Genomic DNA, 14,427 nt, shown 5'->3' on the forward strand with positions numbered 1-14,427 from the left:
GCCTCCCTGGCCGCGTCGCACCGGGATATGGGCGGTGAAGCTCGCGTCAGCCCTCGGGCTAAAGCTGCTGCATCATCTTGCGCACACCGGCGACATGGCGCCGGCTGACGATCAGGGCGTCGCCATTGAGGCCCTTCAGGAACAGCTGAAAGTGCCCAAGCGGCGTGCGCTGCAGACGCTCGATTCGCTCGCGGGCCACCAGCGCATTGCGGTGGATGCGCACAAAGCGGTCGCCAAATTCATCTTCCAGCGCCTTGAGTGGCTCATCGAGCAGCACTTCACCAGCCTCGTGACGCAAGGTCACGTACTTGTGATCGGCGATGAAGTAGACCACCTGGTCCAGGGGAATCAACTCGATGCCCTTGCGGGTACGGGCGCTGATATGGCTGCGTGGCCCATTGCCGCCCTGGGCTGCGGGCTGGGTCAAGGCTGCCAGTTGGACACGATTGGGACGCTCGGCCTTTTTCAAGGCGCGAAGCAACGCATCGGCATTGATCGGCTTGACCAGGAAACTGGCGCCGCTGGCATCCAGGGCCTCGGAAGAGAACTCATCCTGGGAGGCGCACAGCACCACCGAAGGCGGCGATTCTCGCTCGCTCAAGCGGGCAGCCACCTGCAAGCCATCAAGGCCCGGCATGCGGATGTCGAGCAACACGACGTCCGGCTTGAGGCTGTCAATAAGGGCCAAGGCTTCCTCGCCACTGGTGGCGCTCGGCTCAAGGACATTGTAACCCTCGAGTTCACTGACCAAACGGCTCAGTCGCTCGCGGGCTTGGGGTTCGTCATCAACGATCAGGACATTCATATTGCGCTGGATTCCTGCGTGAGTCTCGCACAAGGATAGCGTAGACAGGTGCGGTGACTTCCGTCACGGCGATCCACGCTAAGACTAGCGCGAGCGGCAAAAAGTGCCCCGAGAGTGGCACCAATATTTACCCGGACCTGTTCAATCGCGCCCAAAGCCTGCTGCCTTCGGGCATCGTCGTAGGGTTTGCTGATACACAATACGAACACCCCCTCTCTAATGGATAGCCTGGAGTTCGACCTCATCGCCCGGCATTGGTGCAGTGCACCTTCCGTCAGCGCGAAGCTCTATCAGTGCAACTGTAGACGCTGGCGAAGACGATATTGCTCAATCGTCAAATATCGTTTCAATAAACACGCTTTGTTTGACCAAGGACCGCAAGTTTCCCCCCCGATCGGTCCTGGCTCCAGTCTCGTCCTGCGCGAGTCCGGGGGCAAGGCACTTAGCCATCTTGGAAACAAATAAAAATGCCCCGCCCCGCCATCGTCGCCTCCGGGGGCAACCCTGTTATTATCGGCGCCACACTTTCATGCCCTCTTTCCAGCAGATCACGAGCGAATCCATGAGCACCGACAAGACCAACCAGTCCTGGGGCGGCCGCTTCAGTGAACCCGTCGACGCCTTCGTCGCGCGCTTCACCGCCTCCGTCACTTTCGACCAGCGCCTCTACCGCCACGACATCATGGGCTCGATCGCCCACGCCACGATGCTGGCCAAGGTCGGCGTGCTGACCGACGCCGAGCGCGACAGCATCATCGACGGCCTGACCACCATCCGTGGCGAGATCGAAGCCGGCACCTTCGACTGGCGCGTCGACCTGGAAGACGTGCACATGAACATCGAGGCCCGCCTCACCGACCGCATCGGTGTGACCGGCAAGAAACTGCACACCGGTCGCAGCCGTAACGACCAGGTGGCTACCGATATCCGCCTGTGGCTGCGGGACGAGATCGACCTGATCCTGGCAGAGATCACCCGCCTGCAAAAAGGCCTGCTGGAGCAGGCAGAGCGTGAGTCCGGCACCATCATGCCCGGCTTCACCCACCTGCAGACCGCACAGCCTGTGACCTTCGGCCACCACCTGCTGGCCTGGTTCGAAATGCTCAGCCGCGACTACGAGCGCCTGGTGGACTGCCGCAAGCGCGCCAACCGCATGCCTCTGGGCAGCGCTGCACTGGCTGGCACCACCTACCCGATCGACCGCGAATACACCGCGCAGCTGCTGGGTTTCGACGCCGTGGGCGGCAACTCCCTGGACGGCGTGTCGGACCGTGACTTCGCCATCGAATTCTGCGCCGCGGCCAGCATTGCGATGATGCACTTGTCGCGCTTCTCCGAAGAGCTGGTGCTGTGGACCAGCGCGCAATTCCAGTTCATTGACCTGCCGGACCGCTTCTGCACCGGCAGCTCGATCATGCCGCAAAAGAAAAACCCCGACGTGCCGGAGCTGGTACGCGGCAAGAGCGGCCGTGTATTCGGTGCGCTGATGGGCCTGTTGACCCTGATGAAAGGCCAACCGCTGGCCTACAACAAGGACAACCAGGAAGACAAGGAACCGCTGTTCGACGCCGCCGATACACTGCGCGACTCGCTGCGAGCCTTTGCCGACATGATCCCGGCGATCAAGCCCAAGCACGCCATCATGCGTGAAGCGGCCCTGCGCGGTTTCTCCACCGCCACAGACCTGGCGGACTACCTGGTACGCCGTGGCCTGCCGTTCCGCGACTGCCACGAGATCGTCGGGCATGCCGTGAAGTACGGCGTGGACACCGGCAAGGACCTGGCGGAAATGAGCCTGGAAGAACTGCGCCAGTTCAGCGACCAGATCGAGCAGGACGTGTTTGCGGTGCTGACCCTGGAAGGCTCGGTGAATGCCCGTAACCATGTCGGCGGGACTGCGCCGGCGCAGGTGAAGGCTGCCGTGGTTCGCGGCCAGGCATTGCTCGCCAGCCGCTAAAAGCTTCGCGAGCAAGCCCGCTCCCACATTCGACTGCATTCCAAAGGTGGAACTCGGTCAAATGTGGGAGCGGGCTTGCTCGCGAAAGCCTCATCACAAACACCCAAGATCTATTTCTTGGCAGCAATCATCGCCATAAACGCCGGCATCGCCGCTTCCTTGTCCGCCGCCACCCGCTGGGCATTCGGCAGCGCCTGCAAGTGCTCCAGCAACGCCTTGGCCTTCGGCAACTCAGCCAACAGATCCAGCCCGAACAGCTTCCCGGCCACGGCACAGGCCAGGTCCACGCTGTACACAAAATACAAATCCGCAATCGTGAAACTGTCCCCCGCCACATACGGCGCAAACTTCCCGTGCCGCCCCAGCGATGCGATCCCCAGCAATAACTCCGCCCTGGACTTTTCCTTGATCGCCTCCGGCACCGGCATTCCGAAAAACGCCTCGGCAAAACACGCCCGGGCCGGCAACTCGATGTACAGCTCGATTTCCCTGCACAACGCCAGCACCTGGGCGCGCTGGAACGGCTCGCTCGGCAGCAGCGATCGTCCGCCCTGGGTCTGTTCGAGGTATTCGAGGATCACGCTGGTTTCGTTGATAAACCCTTGCTCGACACCCAGCACCGGCACCTTGCCCCGGGGGCTCACGGCCAAGGCTTCAGGGGTCTGGCCTGCGTAGAACGGCACCTCTTCGAAGGGCAGCCCTTTCTCCAGCAGCGCCAGTTTGACCATGTTGTAGTAGTTGCTGACCGAAAATCCATAAAGCTTGAGCATCACAAAGCCTCCAGGCCGTGTACGGGGTTGGCAGCAGTGGTTATAGATCGGGAGGCCGCGCCTGGCCAGCAGCATCAGCCGAGTGAATGGGGGTAGACTGGCGCCCTTTCCTCCAGGAGCCTGCCATGAGCGAGCCAACCGATATCGACAACGACGAAGAAGAGTTCGCCGAGACCACCTTGATTGAAGCGATCGAAAACCAGATCGAAAGCGACAACCCGCCCGCCGCCAAGGCCACGTTCAACAAGCTGACCCTGGTGGGCTACGAGCGCGAAGACATCCTGCAAATGATGGCCCACGTCCTCGCCATCGAAATTGACGCGCTGCTCGAAGAAGATCGCGCCTTCAATACCGAATGGTATGAAACTGCGTTGCGTGCGCTGCCGGAGCTGCCACCCGAGAAGCAATAAGCCTCACACCGCGCTGGCCAGCAAACTCTTGCTGGCCACAATCCTGCCCCACATCAACACCGCATGAGTTCCGACTGGACAGCTCGCCCAAGTGCGTTCACCTTATGGCTGCTAACGTCTAAAAATTCCTAGAAAGTCTGGAGTCCTTATGTCGTATACCCCTGAGTTGGTTGCCGAACTGGAAATCCTTGCACTCTTCAACCTGGGCAGCTCCCAGGAAGGTCTGAAAGTTCATCAGACTGCCGCTCCCACTGCCATTGCCGCCGCCCGGCGCCTGTTTGATAAAGACCTGATCGACCAGCCAGACGGTGGTTACCTCACCAGCCTCGGCCGGGACGCTGCCGAACACGCACAAAGCCTGCTGACTATTCTGACGACCGCCAAAGAAGCCGCCTGACACCTCGTATCGCCCACGGGATCCTCTCTTCACGGATTCCGCGGGCATTCCCGCGCCCGGGATAAAATTCCGGCGTCAAAAACAAATTCCCTCTAAACCTCCTACGCTACTGGCTGTAAACTCCCACACGGCCGCCCACGTCGGGCCCTGCGAGCCACCGAGTTCGACATGACCCGCACCCACGAAATCCGCCCCGACCTGGACGAAGGCATCGACCGCAAGGTGCTGGCCCAGTTACGCGCGCGGTTTCTGGCCCTGAATGAAGGCCGCATGGCCCGGGCCGTCGAAGGGCTGACGCCACGCCAGCAAAGCGTGTTGACCCTGCTGCCGCTGTTTTTCCACGTGAATCACCCGCTGTTGCCGGGCTATGTGTCGGGCAGCACGCCGGCCGGCCTGTCGAATTTTGAACCCGACGCGCAAGCCTTGGCCGAGGCCCAGCGCCTGACCCGCACGTTTTCCTACAAGCCCCGCCACGGCAACCCACCGCGGCCGATTCATGGCCTGTTCCTGATGGGCAGCCTGGGCACCCTGGCCCAGGCCGATCAAAGTGATATGGACGTGTGGGTCTGCCATGCGGCCGATCTCAGCGAGAACGAGCTGGCCGAGTTGCGCAAGAAATGCCAACTGCTCGAAACCTGGGCCCTGAGCATGGGCGCCGAGGCGCACTTCTTCCTGATCGAGCCGACGCGGTTTATCCAGGGCGAGCGCGACAGCCAACTGAGTTCAGAAGACTGCGGCACCAGCCAGCATTACCTGCTGCTGGACGAGTTCTACCGCACCGCCATCTGGCTGGCCGGGCGCACGCCGATCTGGTGGCTGGTGCCGGTGTACGAAGAAACCCGCTATGCCGACTTCACCCACGCGCTGATTTCCAAACGCTTTATTCGCGCCGATGAAACCCTCGACCTGGGCCACCTGGCGCACATCCCGCCGGGTGAATTTATCGGTGCCGGCTTGTGGCAGTTGTTCAAGGGCATCGAATCGCCCTACAAATCAGTACTGAAACTCCTGCTGACCGAGGTCTACGCCAGCGAGCACCCGAAGGTGCAGTGCCTGAGCCTGCGCTTCAAGCGCGCTGTGTTTGCCAATCAGCTGGACCTGGACGAGCTGGACCCGTACATCGTCGTCTACCGCCGGATCGAGGAGTACCTCAAGGCCCGTAATGAGCCGGAACGCCTGGAACTGGTGCGGCGCAGCCTGTACCTGAAGGTCAACCGCAAGCTCAGCGCGGGCCAGCGCACCGGGTGGCAGCGTTTGCTGCTGGAGCGCCTGGCCAGCGAATGGGGTTGGGACCAGCGCCAACTGGCCCTGCTGGACAGCCGCAGCCAATGGAAAGTCCGCCAGGTGGCCTCCGAGCGCCGGGCGCTGGTCAACGAGCTGAACTACAGCTATCGCTTCCTGACCCAGTTTGCCCGCACCGAACAGACCGTCAGCCTGATCAACAAGCGCGATCTCAATGTGCTGGGCCGGCGCCTGTACGCCGCCTTCGAGCGCAAGGCCGGCAAGGTCGAGTTCATCAACCCCGGCATTGCGCCCGACCTTGCCGAAGACACCCTGACCCTGGTGCAGTCGCCCAACCGCAAAGAGCCCGGCCAGCATCATTGGGGCTTGTACAACGGCAGCCTGACCGCCCTGGAATGGGAGCACTTCGCGCCGATCAAGCGCAGCCGCGATTTGCTGGAAATGCTCACCTGGTGCCACCGCAACGGCGTGATCGACAGCAGTACCCGCCTGGCGCTGCATCCCGGCAGCAGTGACATGACCGAATTCGAGCTGTTCAACCTGCTGGGCAGCCTGCAACAAACTGTCGTCCTGCCCCTGGCCAGCGTCGATGAAGACCGCCTGCTGCGCTCGGCAGTGCCCGAGGAAGTGCTGCTGCTGATCAACGTCGGCGTCGACCCGCTCAAGCATCATCGCGACCTGAACATCCTGATGACCACCGAGCGCACCGACTCCCTGAGTTACGCGGGCGTACGGGAAAACCTGGTGCTGACCCTGGACCAGGTCACGCTCAACAGTTGGAACGAGGTGATGGTCAGCCGCTATGACGGCCCCCACGCGCTGCTCGATTGCCTGCGCGACTACCTCAATCAGCTACCGCCCAATCACTTGCCGCGCTTGCGGGTGCGCTGTTTCTGCCACAACCGCGCGCAGTTCATTGCCCAGCGCGTGGAGGAAATCTTCGACACCGCGCAAAACCTGCTGCTGGGCCAGGAAAACCACCGCTACCTGGTGCAGGTGCAACAGCACTACCACGTGATGGAGCTGACACCCGGCCAGGCCAACCATGTGTCACTGGCGACCCAGGACGCGCTGATCGCCTACCTCAGTGAGGAACTGGCCAGCTACAGCCCGCTGCACCTGGACACCATGGCCCTGGAAGACCACGACCTGGCGCTGCTGCTGCCCATGGGCCTGCCCGACTGTGTGCAGGTGTTCTACCGGATCAACGACGGAGTTGCCGAGCTGTACGTGCTGGATGAGTTCAACGCGCTCTGGCAGCAACACCTGCCGTTCCACGACGAGCAAAGCCTGTTGGTGCCGTTGCAGCGCTTCCTGCAGTCGATCATTTATCGCCGCGACGCGCTGCTGCCGCTGGATCCGCAACAGCCCTTCGGCGCGGTGCAAATCCTGTATTACCAGCTGTTGCCGTCAGGCAGCGGCCGTGCACGGCGGGCCGAACCGCGCCCAGCGCCGCAAACCCCGGCCAACAAGCCGTTCTACGACGTGCAGGCGATTATCGGCAAGGCAGCACCGGGCCAGGTGGGGATCACCTTGTACTGCAATCAACGGGAGTTTTCCGAGCTGGAATTTGGCGACCAACTGTTTGCGGTGGTCGCCCAGCAAATCGTCGGGCAACGCCGGGAAGCCGAGCGTTACCGCTGCTACATCACCGATCTGGACCTGTCCGGCCTGCTCGGTGATGTTCAAAGCCCGAGCAATCTGTACCTGCGCTACAAGGCTGATCTGGAACTGGCGCTCAATGAAGCGCTGAACCAGGTTTAGAGAGGAAAGGCGCCACCGTCTTTCGGCTGGCCTTCGACGCCGAGCAATTCAAGCTTGAGGGTCTTGCCACCCGGTGCTGGCCAGTCGATGTGCTGGCCGACTTGCAGGCCCAGCAATGCACTGCCCACCGGCGCCAGGATCGAGATTTTGCCTTCGTCGGCGTTCGCGTCCTTGGGGTAGACCAGGGTCAGGTGATAGTCCTTGCCACTGCCTTGTTCACGGCAATGCACGCTGGAGTTCATGGTCACGACAGATGCAGGCACTTCATCGTGGCCAACCACTTCTTCGGCGCGGTCGAGTTCGTGTTGCAGGGCTTCAACGCCCGGCGACGCCTCGCCGACACGGTCGATCAGTTGCTCAAGACGCTGCACGTCAAGACGGGTGAGGATGATGGAAGGTGCGGTCATGATTCAGGCAGACTCCTTTTTTCTGCACAAAAAAGCAAAACCCCGCCAGGAAAAGGCGGGGTTCTCACGGACCTCGATGAGTTGAGGTGTATCCGGACACTACCACAGCACAATAAATAAACAAGACGGCCTCAGGCGCAGGTCCTGCGCTGCTCGGCCTGGGCGACGATCACGCGGCGTCGCGCATCGTCGGCAGAGCGCCATTCGCGGATGTCTTCCACATGACGGAAGCAACCGAGGCAGACTTTGTGCTCATCCAGCCGACATAAACTGATACAAGGTGACGGCACCGCCGGGCTGACATTGCTGAACAGCGGCTTGGGCGGGCGTACGGGAACGGGCTGCGTCACGATCAGATCTCGTCGAAGTCCAGCTCGACGCCGGCTTGTTCCTGGGTGAGGCGCGCGAGCATTTCGCTCAGCAGCTCATCGGTGGTGTCGTGGGTCCAGCGTTTTTCTTCTTCATCGTAATCGAAGTGAAAACCACCGGAACGCGCCGCCAGCCATAGCTGACGCAGGGGCTCCTGGCGGCTGAAAATCAATTGGGTGCCATTTTCAAACTTGACGGTGAGCACACCGGCCGAGTTCTCCAGGTCCACATCCAGACCGCTGTCGTCGAAAATATCCTCCAGCGCTTGCTGGGTCGCATCCACCAGGTCGTGAAAACGGGCTTCGGTCAAACTCATTGTGGGAACCTCGAAAAGTGTCTGGTCTCGCTCAAGCGCCGCACAATACGGACGCGCCATCATGATTGCAAAGGATACCGATTTCATTACCCACAGCCGTGTGAATTATCCTCGATTGGTGTAAGCACAATCGCAACAAACTCGGCAAAGCCCCGCCGGACGGGTATTTCGGCGCATAGGCAATCCGGCGGGTGGTCGGTATACTCGGGCGCAATTAATGCATATTCAAGGATTTCGCCATGAAGCGCCTGATCTCTTCCCTTGCTGCGCTCGTCGCGGTCGCTTGCCTCGTTAGTGCCTGTGGTCAAAAAGGCCCGCTGTATCTGCCCGATGACAGCAAAGACCCGAATGAACAGGCGCAATCGTCGCAAACCAAAGCGCACAAGCACGACACCTACTAAGGGAACATCATGGACGCTTTTAACTACCGGGACGGCGAGCTGTTCGCGGAAGGTGTCGCGCTGTCCGCCATCGCCGAGCGCTTTGGTACCCCGACCTACGTGTACTCCCGTGCCCACATCGAAGCGCAATACCGCTCCTTTGCCGATGCGCTGGAAGGCACGCCGAGCCTGGTGTGCTTCGCCGTAAAAGCCAACTCCAACCTGGGTGTACTCAATGTCCTGGCGCGCCTGGGCGCCGGTTTCGACATCGTGTCCCGGGGCGAGCTTGAGCGTGTACTGGCCGCCGGCGGCAAGGCTGACAAAATTGTGTTCTCCGGTGTCGGCAAGAGCCGCGAAGACATGCGCCGCGCCCTCGAAGTTGGCGTGCACTGCTTCAACGTCGAATCCACCGACGAGCTGGAGCGCCTGCAAGTGGTGGCCGCCGAGATGGGCGTTCGCGCGCCGATCTCCCTGCGGGTCAACCCGGACGTCGACGCCGGCACTCACCCGTACATTTCCACCGGTCTCAAAGAGAACAAGTTCGGCATCGCCATTGCCGACGCCGAGGACGTGTACATCCGCGCCGCGCAGTTGCCGAACCTGGAAGTCTTGGGTGTCGACTGCCATATCGGCTCGCAACTGACCAGCCTGCCACCGTTCCTCGACGCCCTCGACCGCCTGCTGGCGCTGGTCGACCGCCTCGGCGAGTGCGGCATCTACCTGCACCACATCGACCTCGGTGGCGGCGTGGGTGTGCGTTATCGCGATGAAGAGCCGCCGCTGGTGTCCGACTACATCAAGGCCGTGCGCGAGCGCCTCGAAGGCCGCGACCTGACGCTGATGTTCGAGCCGGGCCGCTACATCGTCGCCAACGCCGGCCTGCTGCTGACCCAGGTCGAGTACCTCAAGCACACCGAGCACAAGGATTTCGCCATCGTCGACGCGGCGATGAACGACCTGATCCGTCCGGCGCTGTACCAGGCCTGGATGAATGTGACGGCCGTCAAGCCACGCGCAGGCGAAGGCCGCAGCTACGATATCGTCGGCCCGATCTGCGAGACCGGCGACTTCCTGGCCAAGGAACGTCAGCTGGCCCTGGAAGAAGGCGACCTGCTGGCCGTGCATTCGGCCGGTGCCTATGGGTTTGTCATGAGCTCCAACTACAACACCCGCGGGCGTACCGCCGAGGTGCTGGTGGACGGTGATCAAGCGTTTGAAGTGCGTCGCCGCGAGACGGTAGCCGAGTTGTTTGCTGGCGAAAGCCTGCTGCCGGAGTAAGGTCATGTTGCTGCGTTTTACCAAGATGCACGGGCTGGGCAATGACTTCATGGTCCTCGACCTGGTCAGCCAGCACGCGCACATCCTGCCCAAGCACGCCAAGCTGTGGGGCGACCGGCACACCGGTGTCGGCTTCGACCAATTGTTGCTGGTGGAAGCGCCGAGTAACCCGGAAGTGGATTTCCGTTACCGGATCTTCAACTCCGATGGCTCCGAAGTGGAACAGTGCGGCAACGGTGCCCGCTGTTTCGCCCGTTTTGTCCTGGACAAGCGCCTGACCGCCAAGCGGCAGATTCGCGTCGAGACCAAAAGCGGCATCATCGAGCTGGATATTCGCAGCGACGGCCAGATCGGCGTCAACATGGGCGCGCCACGGCTGGTGCCGGCGGACATTCCGTTCCAGGCCACCGAGCAAGCCCTGAGCTACCCGGTGGACGTGGACGGCAAGACCGTCAACCTGGCTGCCGTGTCCATGGGCAACCCCCATGCCGTGCTGCGGGTGGATGACATCAACAACGCGCCGGTGCATGAACTGGGGCCGAAGATCGAAAACCACCCGCGCTTTCCCGCGCGGGTCAATGTGGGCTTCCTGCAGGTCATCGACCGTTCCCGTGCGCAGTTGCGCGTGTGGGAACGCGGGGCCGGCGAAACCCAGGCTTGCGGTACCGGCGCCTGCGCCGCTGCCGTAGCCGCGATCAGCCAGGGGTGGATGGATTCGCCGCTGCTGATCGACCTGCCCGGTGGACGCCTGTCCATCGAATGGGCAGGTCCCGGCCAACCGGTGAAAATGACCGGCCCGGCCACCCGCGTCTACGAAGGACAGGTCCGTCTATGAGTGAGCAAATCTAATGACTGATAAGCCTCAAGTACCCGCGCAAGCATCCCCAAGCGAAAGTCTGGAGGCCGCAGCCGTTGCGGCGTATCTGGAGGCTAACCCGGACTTCTTCGTTGAACACGAAGAACTGCTGCCGGCCCTGCGTATTCCCCACCAGCGCGGCGATACCGTGTCGCTGGTGGAGCGGCAGATGAAGATCCTGCGCGAGCGCAATATCGAAATGCGCCATCGGCTCTCGCAGCTGATGGATGTGGCCCGCGACAACGACCGCCTGTTCGACAAGACCCGCCGCCTGGTCCTGACCCTGATGGACGCCGCCAGCCTGGAAGAAGCGGTGATCGCCGTCGAAGACAGCCTGCGCCAGGATTTCCAGGTGCCCTTTGTCAGCCTGATCCTGTTCAGCGACAACCCGATGCCGGTGGGTCGCTGGGTCAGCGGCAGCGATGCCCAGACCGCGATTGGCGGCCTGCTGTCCGAAGGCAAGACCATCAGCGGCACCTTGCGCGAGCATGAGCTGGACTTCCTGTTTGGCGCCGAGCAGCGCCAGCAGATCGGCTCCACCGCCGTGGTTGCCCTCAGTCATCAAGGTTTGCATGGCGTGCTGGCCATCGCCAGCCGTGATCCACAGCATTACAAAAGCTCGGTGGGCACGCTGTTCCTGAGCTACATCGCCGAAGTGCTGGGCCGCGTCCTGCCACGCTTCACCAGCGCATTGCGCGCGGTGCGCTAGCCATGGAACGACAACTGGACGCCTACTGCGCTCACCTGCGCAGCGAGCGCCAGGTGTCGCCGCATACCCTGGAAGCCTACCGGCGGGACTTGAACAAGGTCCTGGCGTTCTGCGAGAAACAACACATCGGCAGCTGGAAGGCCCTGGACATCCAGGGTCTGCGCAGCCTGATCGCCCGCCTGCACCAGCAAGGCCAATCCTCCCGCAGCCTGGCGCGCCTGCTGTCGGCGGTACGCGGCCTCTATCACTACCTGAACCGCGAAGGCCTGTGCGACCACGACCCGGCCAACGGCCTGGCGCCGCCCAAGGGCGAACGCCGCCTGCCCAAGACCCTCGACACGGATCGCGCCCTGCAATTGCTCGATGGCGCCGTGGAGGACGACTTCCTGGCCCATCGCGACCAGGCAATCCTCGAACTCTTCTACTCCTCGGGCCTGCGCCTGTCGGAGCTGACCGGGCTTAACCTCGATCAACTGGACCTGGCGGATGGCCTGGTGCAGGTGCTCGGCAAAGGCAGCAAGACCCGCGTATTACCCGTGGGCAAGAAGGCCCGCGAAGCCTTGCTGCTGTGGCTGCCCCTGCGCGCCCTGGCCAACCCGGCGGACGACGCGGTGTTTATCAGCCAGCAAGGCCGGCGCCTCGGGCCCCGGGCCATACAAGTGCGGGTCAAGGCCGCCGGCGAGCGCGAGCTGGGGCAGAACCTGCACCCGCACATGCTCCGGCACTCCTTTGCCAGCCACTTGCTGGAGTCCTCCCAGGACCTGCGTGCGGTGCAGGAACTGCTGGGCCACTCCGACATCAAGACCACCCAGATCTACACCCACCTGGACTTCCAGCACCTGGCAACGGTGTACGACAGCGCCCATCCACGGGCCAAACGCATTAAGGGCAGTGACTCATGAGCATCAAGCTGATCACCTTCGACCTGGACGATACGCTCTGGGATAACGTGCCGGTCATCATCAGCGCCGAGGCATCGATGCGCGAGTGGCTGGCGACCCACGCCACCAAGGTGGGCGACTTGCCCCTGGAGAAGTTTGGCAGCCTGCGCCAGCAGGTGCTGGAGCGTCATCCCGAGCTGAAATATCGCATCAGCGTGTTGCGTCACAAGGTGCTGCAATACGCCTTCGAGGAAGCCGGGTACCCGTTGCCGGAAGCGGCGCAGATGGCGGATGTGTGCTTTGAAGCGTTCATCCATGCCCGGCATCAACTCACCGTATTCCCCGAAGCGGAACCGATGCTGCAAGCACTGCGCCGCGACTATCTGCTGGGGGTGATTACCAACGGTAATGCCGATGTGCAACGTGTGGGGTTGGCGGACTACTTCCACTTTGCACTCCGGGCTGAAGACATTGGTATTGCCAAGCCGGATGCGCGGTTGTTTCAGGAAGCCTTGCAGCGCGGTGGCGTAGCGCCGGGCGCGGCAGTGCATGTGGGTGACCATCCAGGGGATGACATTGCCGGTGCGCAGCAGGCGGGGCTGCGGGCGGTGTGGTTCAACCCGGCAGGCAAGGCCTGGGAGGCCGAGAAATTGCCGGATGCCGAGATTCGCAGCCTGACCGAGCTACCCGACGTGCTAGCCCGCTGGAACGCATAACCTGATGATGAAGGGCTTTTGTGGCGAGGGAGCTTGCTCCCGCTGGGCTGCGAAGCGGCCCCTGAACCAGCCACGACGGCCTTTCTGAAAGACCGCGTCGACCCAACCAGGGGCCGCTTCGCGCCCCAACGGGAGCAAGCTCCCTCGCCACACACGCTCTTCATCCTTGGATGGGTGTTAGCCCTGACCATTTTGTTTCGCCCATGAAAAAGCCCGCAGCGACGGCGGGCTTTTTCAGCAAGCAGACAGCAGGCCTTAGATAGGCCGGCTGCCGTACTTGTTATCCGGCTTCTTCGGTGGATCTGCCACCACGTTAGCCTCGACTTCCTGCACTTTGCCGCCTTTGGCGAGGAATTCTTCCATCGCCCGGGCCAGCGCATCGCGCTCTTTGTTCTTGGCTTCTACGCTCGGCAACTCGTCAACCGACACTGCAGCCTTGGCCTTGCCCTTGGCTGCCGGGACCGGTGCATCGTCGCCACCGTCGTCGTCAGCCACGTCTTCGGCAGCCGCCTCAAGACCTTCCTCGGTTTCGTCGTCGTCGCCTACTTCGAGGTCGTCGTTTTCCAGATCATCGTCGCTCATGTTCTACCTCATGACTTGCGAAAAGCAGATTAGTTATAGCCCAGCTTCGCCGCCTGTCGACGGCCGCCGGAAAAAAATCAACATCCACCGGTTAACCAGTGGCTTATGCCCCATCACCGTGCAAGGTGGCGAGGACTTTACGAGCACCGCCATGATCACGGTGCTCGCCCAGATAAACACCTTGCCAGGTCCCCATCGCCAAGCGGCCGGCCCTTACCGGCAAACTCAGCTGACAGCCCAGCAGACTGGCCTTGAAGTGCGCCGGCAGATCATCCGGCCCCTCGTCGTTGTGTTCATATCCCGCCGTGCCTTGCGGTACCAGCGCATTGAAAAAACGCTCGAAGTCACGGCGAACCGCCGGGTCGGCATTCTCGTTGACCGTCAACGAGGCCGAGGTGTGCTGCAGCCACAAATGCAACAGTCCCACCCGACAGGCCTTCAACTCAGGCAGGCCGGCGAGCAACTCGTCCGTCACCAGATGAAAGCCCCGGGGCTTGGCCCGCAGGGTTATCAGGGTCTGTTGCCACATACAGTTCTCCGCCTATCGGCGCGCATTCTAGCGCGCTCAGGGAAAAAACAAAGTGCCGA

General features: G+C 62.0%; 17 protein-coding genes. 10 read left to right on the forward strand and 7 right to left on the reverse strand.

The annotated features are described in order from the left end of the window. Positions 1 to 58 precede the first annotated feature (58 nt). The gene (locus tag C0058_RS31450) at positions 59 to 805 is read right to left on the reverse strand and encodes a LytTR family DNA-binding domain-containing protein (protein WP_003208820.1); all 747 of its coding nucleotides are present in this window, start codon (positions 803 to 805) and stop codon (positions 59 to 61) included. Positions 806 to 1,367: 562 nt separating this feature from the next. On the opposite strand from C0058_RS31450, the gene argH reads away from it, so the two are divergent. Next, positions 1,368 to 2,762: an argininosuccinate lyase gene (argH, locus tag C0058_RS31455; protein ID WP_008439335.1), complete on the forward strand. Its 1,395-nt coding sequence runs from the start codon at positions 1,368 to 1,370 to the stop codon at positions 2,760 to 2,762. Between the two features lie 110 nt (positions 2,763 to 2,872). On the opposite strand, the gene C0058_RS31460 is transcribed toward argH, so the two are convergent. Next, positions 2,873 to 3,532, reverse strand: coding sequence for a glutathione S-transferase family protein (locus tag C0058_RS31460; RefSeq protein WP_008439337.1), 660 nt, complete (start codon positions 3,530 to 3,532; stop codon positions 2,873 to 2,875). 125 nt (positions 3,533 to 3,657) lie between these two features. Here C0058_RS31460 and C0058_RS31465 point away from each other — a divergent pair, with 125 nt between their 5' ends. The 3 genes from C0058_RS31465 to C0058_RS31475 all read left to right on the forward strand — a co-directional run bounded on the left by C0058_RS31465 (position 3,658) and on the right by C0058_RS31475 (position 7,345). Continuing rightward, on the forward strand, positions 3,658 to 3,942 hold the full coding sequence (locus C0058_RS31465) for a hypothetical protein (protein ID WP_003208814.1): 285 nt from the start codon (positions 3,658 to 3,660) through the stop codon (positions 3,940 to 3,942). Between the two features lie 148 nt (positions 3,943 to 4,090). Next, a complete protein-coding gene (locus tag C0058_RS31470) occupies positions 4,091 to 4,339 on the forward strand; it encodes a TIGR02647 family protein (RefSeq protein ID WP_003208812.1) in 249 nt (82 codons plus the stop codon). A gap of 168 nt (positions 4,340 to 4,507) precedes the next feature. Next, positions 4,508 to 7,345 carry a class I adenylate cyclase gene (locus C0058_RS31475; RefSeq protein ID WP_102370150.1) on the forward strand — a complete coding sequence of 946 codons (2,838 nt, stop codon included), beginning with the start codon at positions 4,508 to 4,510 and terminating at the stop codon, positions 7,343 to 7,345. Here the strand turns inward: C0058_RS31475 and rnk are convergent. The 3 genes from rnk to cyaY all read right to left on the reverse strand — a co-directional run bounded on the left by rnk (position 7,342) and on the right by cyaY (position 8,437). Then, positions 7,342 to 7,752 (reverse strand): nucleoside diphosphate kinase regulator, encoded by a 411-nt coding sequence (gene rnk, locus C0058_RS31480; protein WP_003208808.1) that lies wholly within the window; start codon positions 7,750 to 7,752, stop codon positions 7,342 to 7,344. The genes C0058_RS31475 and rnk overlap by 4 nt on opposite strands. Before the next feature lie 131 nt (positions 7,753 to 7,883). Further along, the gene (locus C0058_RS31485) at positions 7,884 to 8,102 is read right to left on the reverse strand and encodes a DUF1289 domain-containing protein (RefSeq protein WP_003208805.1); all 219 of its coding nucleotides are present in this window, start codon (positions 8,100 to 8,102) and stop codon (positions 7,884 to 7,886) included. Positions 8,103 to 8,104: 2 nt separating this feature from the next. Then, positions 8,105 to 8,437, reverse strand: a complete 333-nt coding sequence (gene cyaY / locus C0058_RS31490; protein WP_003208803.1) for an iron donor protein CyaY — start codon at positions 8,435 to 8,437, stop codon at positions 8,105 to 8,107. A 239-nt stretch (positions 8,438 to 8,676) separates the two neighbouring features. On the opposite strand from cyaY, the gene C0058_RS31495 reads away from it, so the two are divergent. From C0058_RS31495 to C0058_RS31520, 6 genes are read left to right on the forward strand one after another with little or no spacing between them, the layout of a single operon-like run. Beyond that, on the forward strand, positions 8,677 to 8,838 hold the full coding sequence (locus C0058_RS31495; RefSeq protein ID WP_003208801.1) for a lipoprotein: 162 nt from the start codon (positions 8,677 to 8,679) through the stop codon (positions 8,836 to 8,838). Between the two features lie 9 nt (positions 8,839 to 8,847). Further along, a complete protein-coding gene (gene lysA, locus C0058_RS31500) occupies positions 8,848 to 10,095 on the forward strand; it encodes a diaminopimelate decarboxylase (RefSeq protein ID WP_008439346.1) in 1,248 nt (415 codons plus the stop codon). 4 nt (positions 10,096 to 10,099) lie between these two features. Continuing rightward, positions 10,100 to 10,930, forward strand: coding sequence for a diaminopimelate epimerase (gene dapF / locus C0058_RS31505; protein ID WP_008439347.1), 831 nt, complete (start codon positions 10,100 to 10,102; stop codon positions 10,928 to 10,930). A gap of 13 nt (positions 10,931 to 10,943) precedes the next feature. Beyond that, on the forward strand, positions 10,944 to 11,660 hold the full coding sequence (locus tag C0058_RS31510) for a DUF484 family protein (protein ID WP_003208796.1): 717 nt from the start codon (positions 10,944 to 10,946) through the stop codon (positions 11,658 to 11,660). Between the two features lie 2 nt (positions 11,661 to 11,662). Next, entirely contained in the window at positions 11,663 to 12,562 is a 900-nt protein-coding gene (gene xerC, locus C0058_RS31515; protein WP_008439350.1) for a tyrosine recombinase XerC, read from the forward strand. Continuing rightward, on the forward strand, positions 12,559 to 13,257 hold the full coding sequence (locus C0058_RS31520) for an HAD family hydrolase (RefSeq protein WP_102370151.1): 699 nt from the start codon (positions 12,559 to 12,561) through the stop codon (positions 13,255 to 13,257). The genes xerC and C0058_RS31520 overlap by 4 nt, the downstream gene beginning before the upstream one ends. A 255-nt stretch (positions 13,258 to 13,512) precedes the next feature. On the opposite strand, the gene sutA is transcribed toward C0058_RS31520, so the two are convergent. Together sutA and C0058_RS31530 are read right to left on the reverse strand one after the other, a co-directional pair. After that, on the reverse strand, positions 13,513 to 13,839 hold the full coding sequence (gene sutA / locus C0058_RS31525; RefSeq protein WP_003208791.1) for a transcriptional regulator SutA: 327 nt from the start codon (positions 13,837 to 13,839) through the stop codon (positions 13,513 to 13,515). 103 nt (positions 13,840 to 13,942) lie between these two features. Further along, positions 13,943 to 14,368, reverse strand: a complete 426-nt coding sequence (locus C0058_RS31530; RefSeq protein ID WP_003208787.1) for a secondary thiamine-phosphate synthase enzyme YjbQ — start codon at positions 14,366 to 14,368, stop codon at positions 13,943 to 13,945. Positions 14,369 to 14,427: the final 59 nt, after the last annotated feature.

It is taken from the genome of Pseudomonas sp. NC02 (genome assembly GCF_002874965.1).
Lineage (GTDB): Bacteria > Pseudomonadota > Gammaproteobacteria > Pseudomonadales > Pseudomonadaceae > Aquipseudomonas.

Excerpts from the sequence above, each read along its gene's own strand:
- C0058_RS31450 (WP_003208820.1), bottom strand. The coding sequence starts at position 805 with ATGAATGTCCTGATCGTTGATGACGAACCCCAAGCCCGCGAGCGACTG.
- argH (WP_008439335.1), top strand. The coding sequence starts at position 1,368 with ATGAGCACCGACAAGACCAACCAGTCCTGGGGCGGCCGCTTCAGTGAA.
- C0058_RS31460 (WP_008439337.1), bottom strand. The coding sequence starts at position 3,532 with ATGCTCAAGCTTTATGGATTTTCGGTCAGCAACTACTACAACATGGTC.
- C0058_RS31465 (WP_003208814.1), top strand. The coding sequence starts at position 3,658 with ATGAGCGAGCCAACCGATATCGACAACGACGAAGAAGAGTTCGCCGAG.
- C0058_RS31470 (WP_003208812.1), top strand. The coding sequence starts at position 4,091 with ATGTCGTATACCCCTGAGTTGGTTGCCGAACTGGAAATCCTTGCACTC.
- C0058_RS31475 (WP_102370150.1), top strand. The coding sequence starts at position 4,508 with ATGACCCGCACCCACGAAATCCGCCCCGACCTGGACGAAGGCATCGAC.
- rnk (WP_003208808.1), bottom strand. The coding sequence starts at position 7,752 with ATGACCGCACCTTCCATCATCCTCACCCGTCTTGACGTGCAGCGTCTT.
- cyaY (WP_003208803.1), bottom strand. The coding sequence starts at position 8,437 with ATGAGTTTGACCGAAGCCCGTTTTCACGACCTGGTGGATGCGACCCAG.
- C0058_RS31495 (WP_003208801.1), top strand. The coding sequence starts at position 8,677 with ATGAAGCGCCTGATCTCTTCCCTTGCTGCGCTCGTCGCGGTCGCTTGC.
- lysA (WP_008439346.1), top strand. The coding sequence starts at position 8,848 with ATGGACGCTTTTAACTACCGGGACGGCGAGCTGTTCGCGGAAGGTGTC.
- dapF (WP_008439347.1), top strand. The coding sequence starts at position 10,100 with ATGTTGCTGCGTTTTACCAAGATGCACGGGCTGGGCAATGACTTCATG.
- C0058_RS31510 (WP_003208796.1), top strand. The coding sequence starts at position 10,944 with ATGACTGATAAGCCTCAAGTACCCGCGCAAGCATCCCCAAGCGAAAGT.
- xerC (WP_008439350.1), top strand. The coding sequence starts at position 11,663 with ATGGAACGACAACTGGACGCCTACTGCGCTCACCTGCGCAGCGAGCGC.
- C0058_RS31520 (WP_102370151.1), top strand. The coding sequence starts at position 12,559 with ATGAGCATCAAGCTGATCACCTTCGACCTGGACGATACGCTCTGGGAT.
- sutA (WP_003208791.1), bottom strand. The coding sequence starts at position 13,839 with ATGAGCGACGATGATCTGGAAAACGACGACCTCGAAGTAGGCGACGAC.
- C0058_RS31530 (WP_003208787.1), bottom strand. The coding sequence starts at position 14,368 with ATGTGGCAACAGACCCTGATAACCCTGCGGGCCAAGCCCCGGGGCTTT.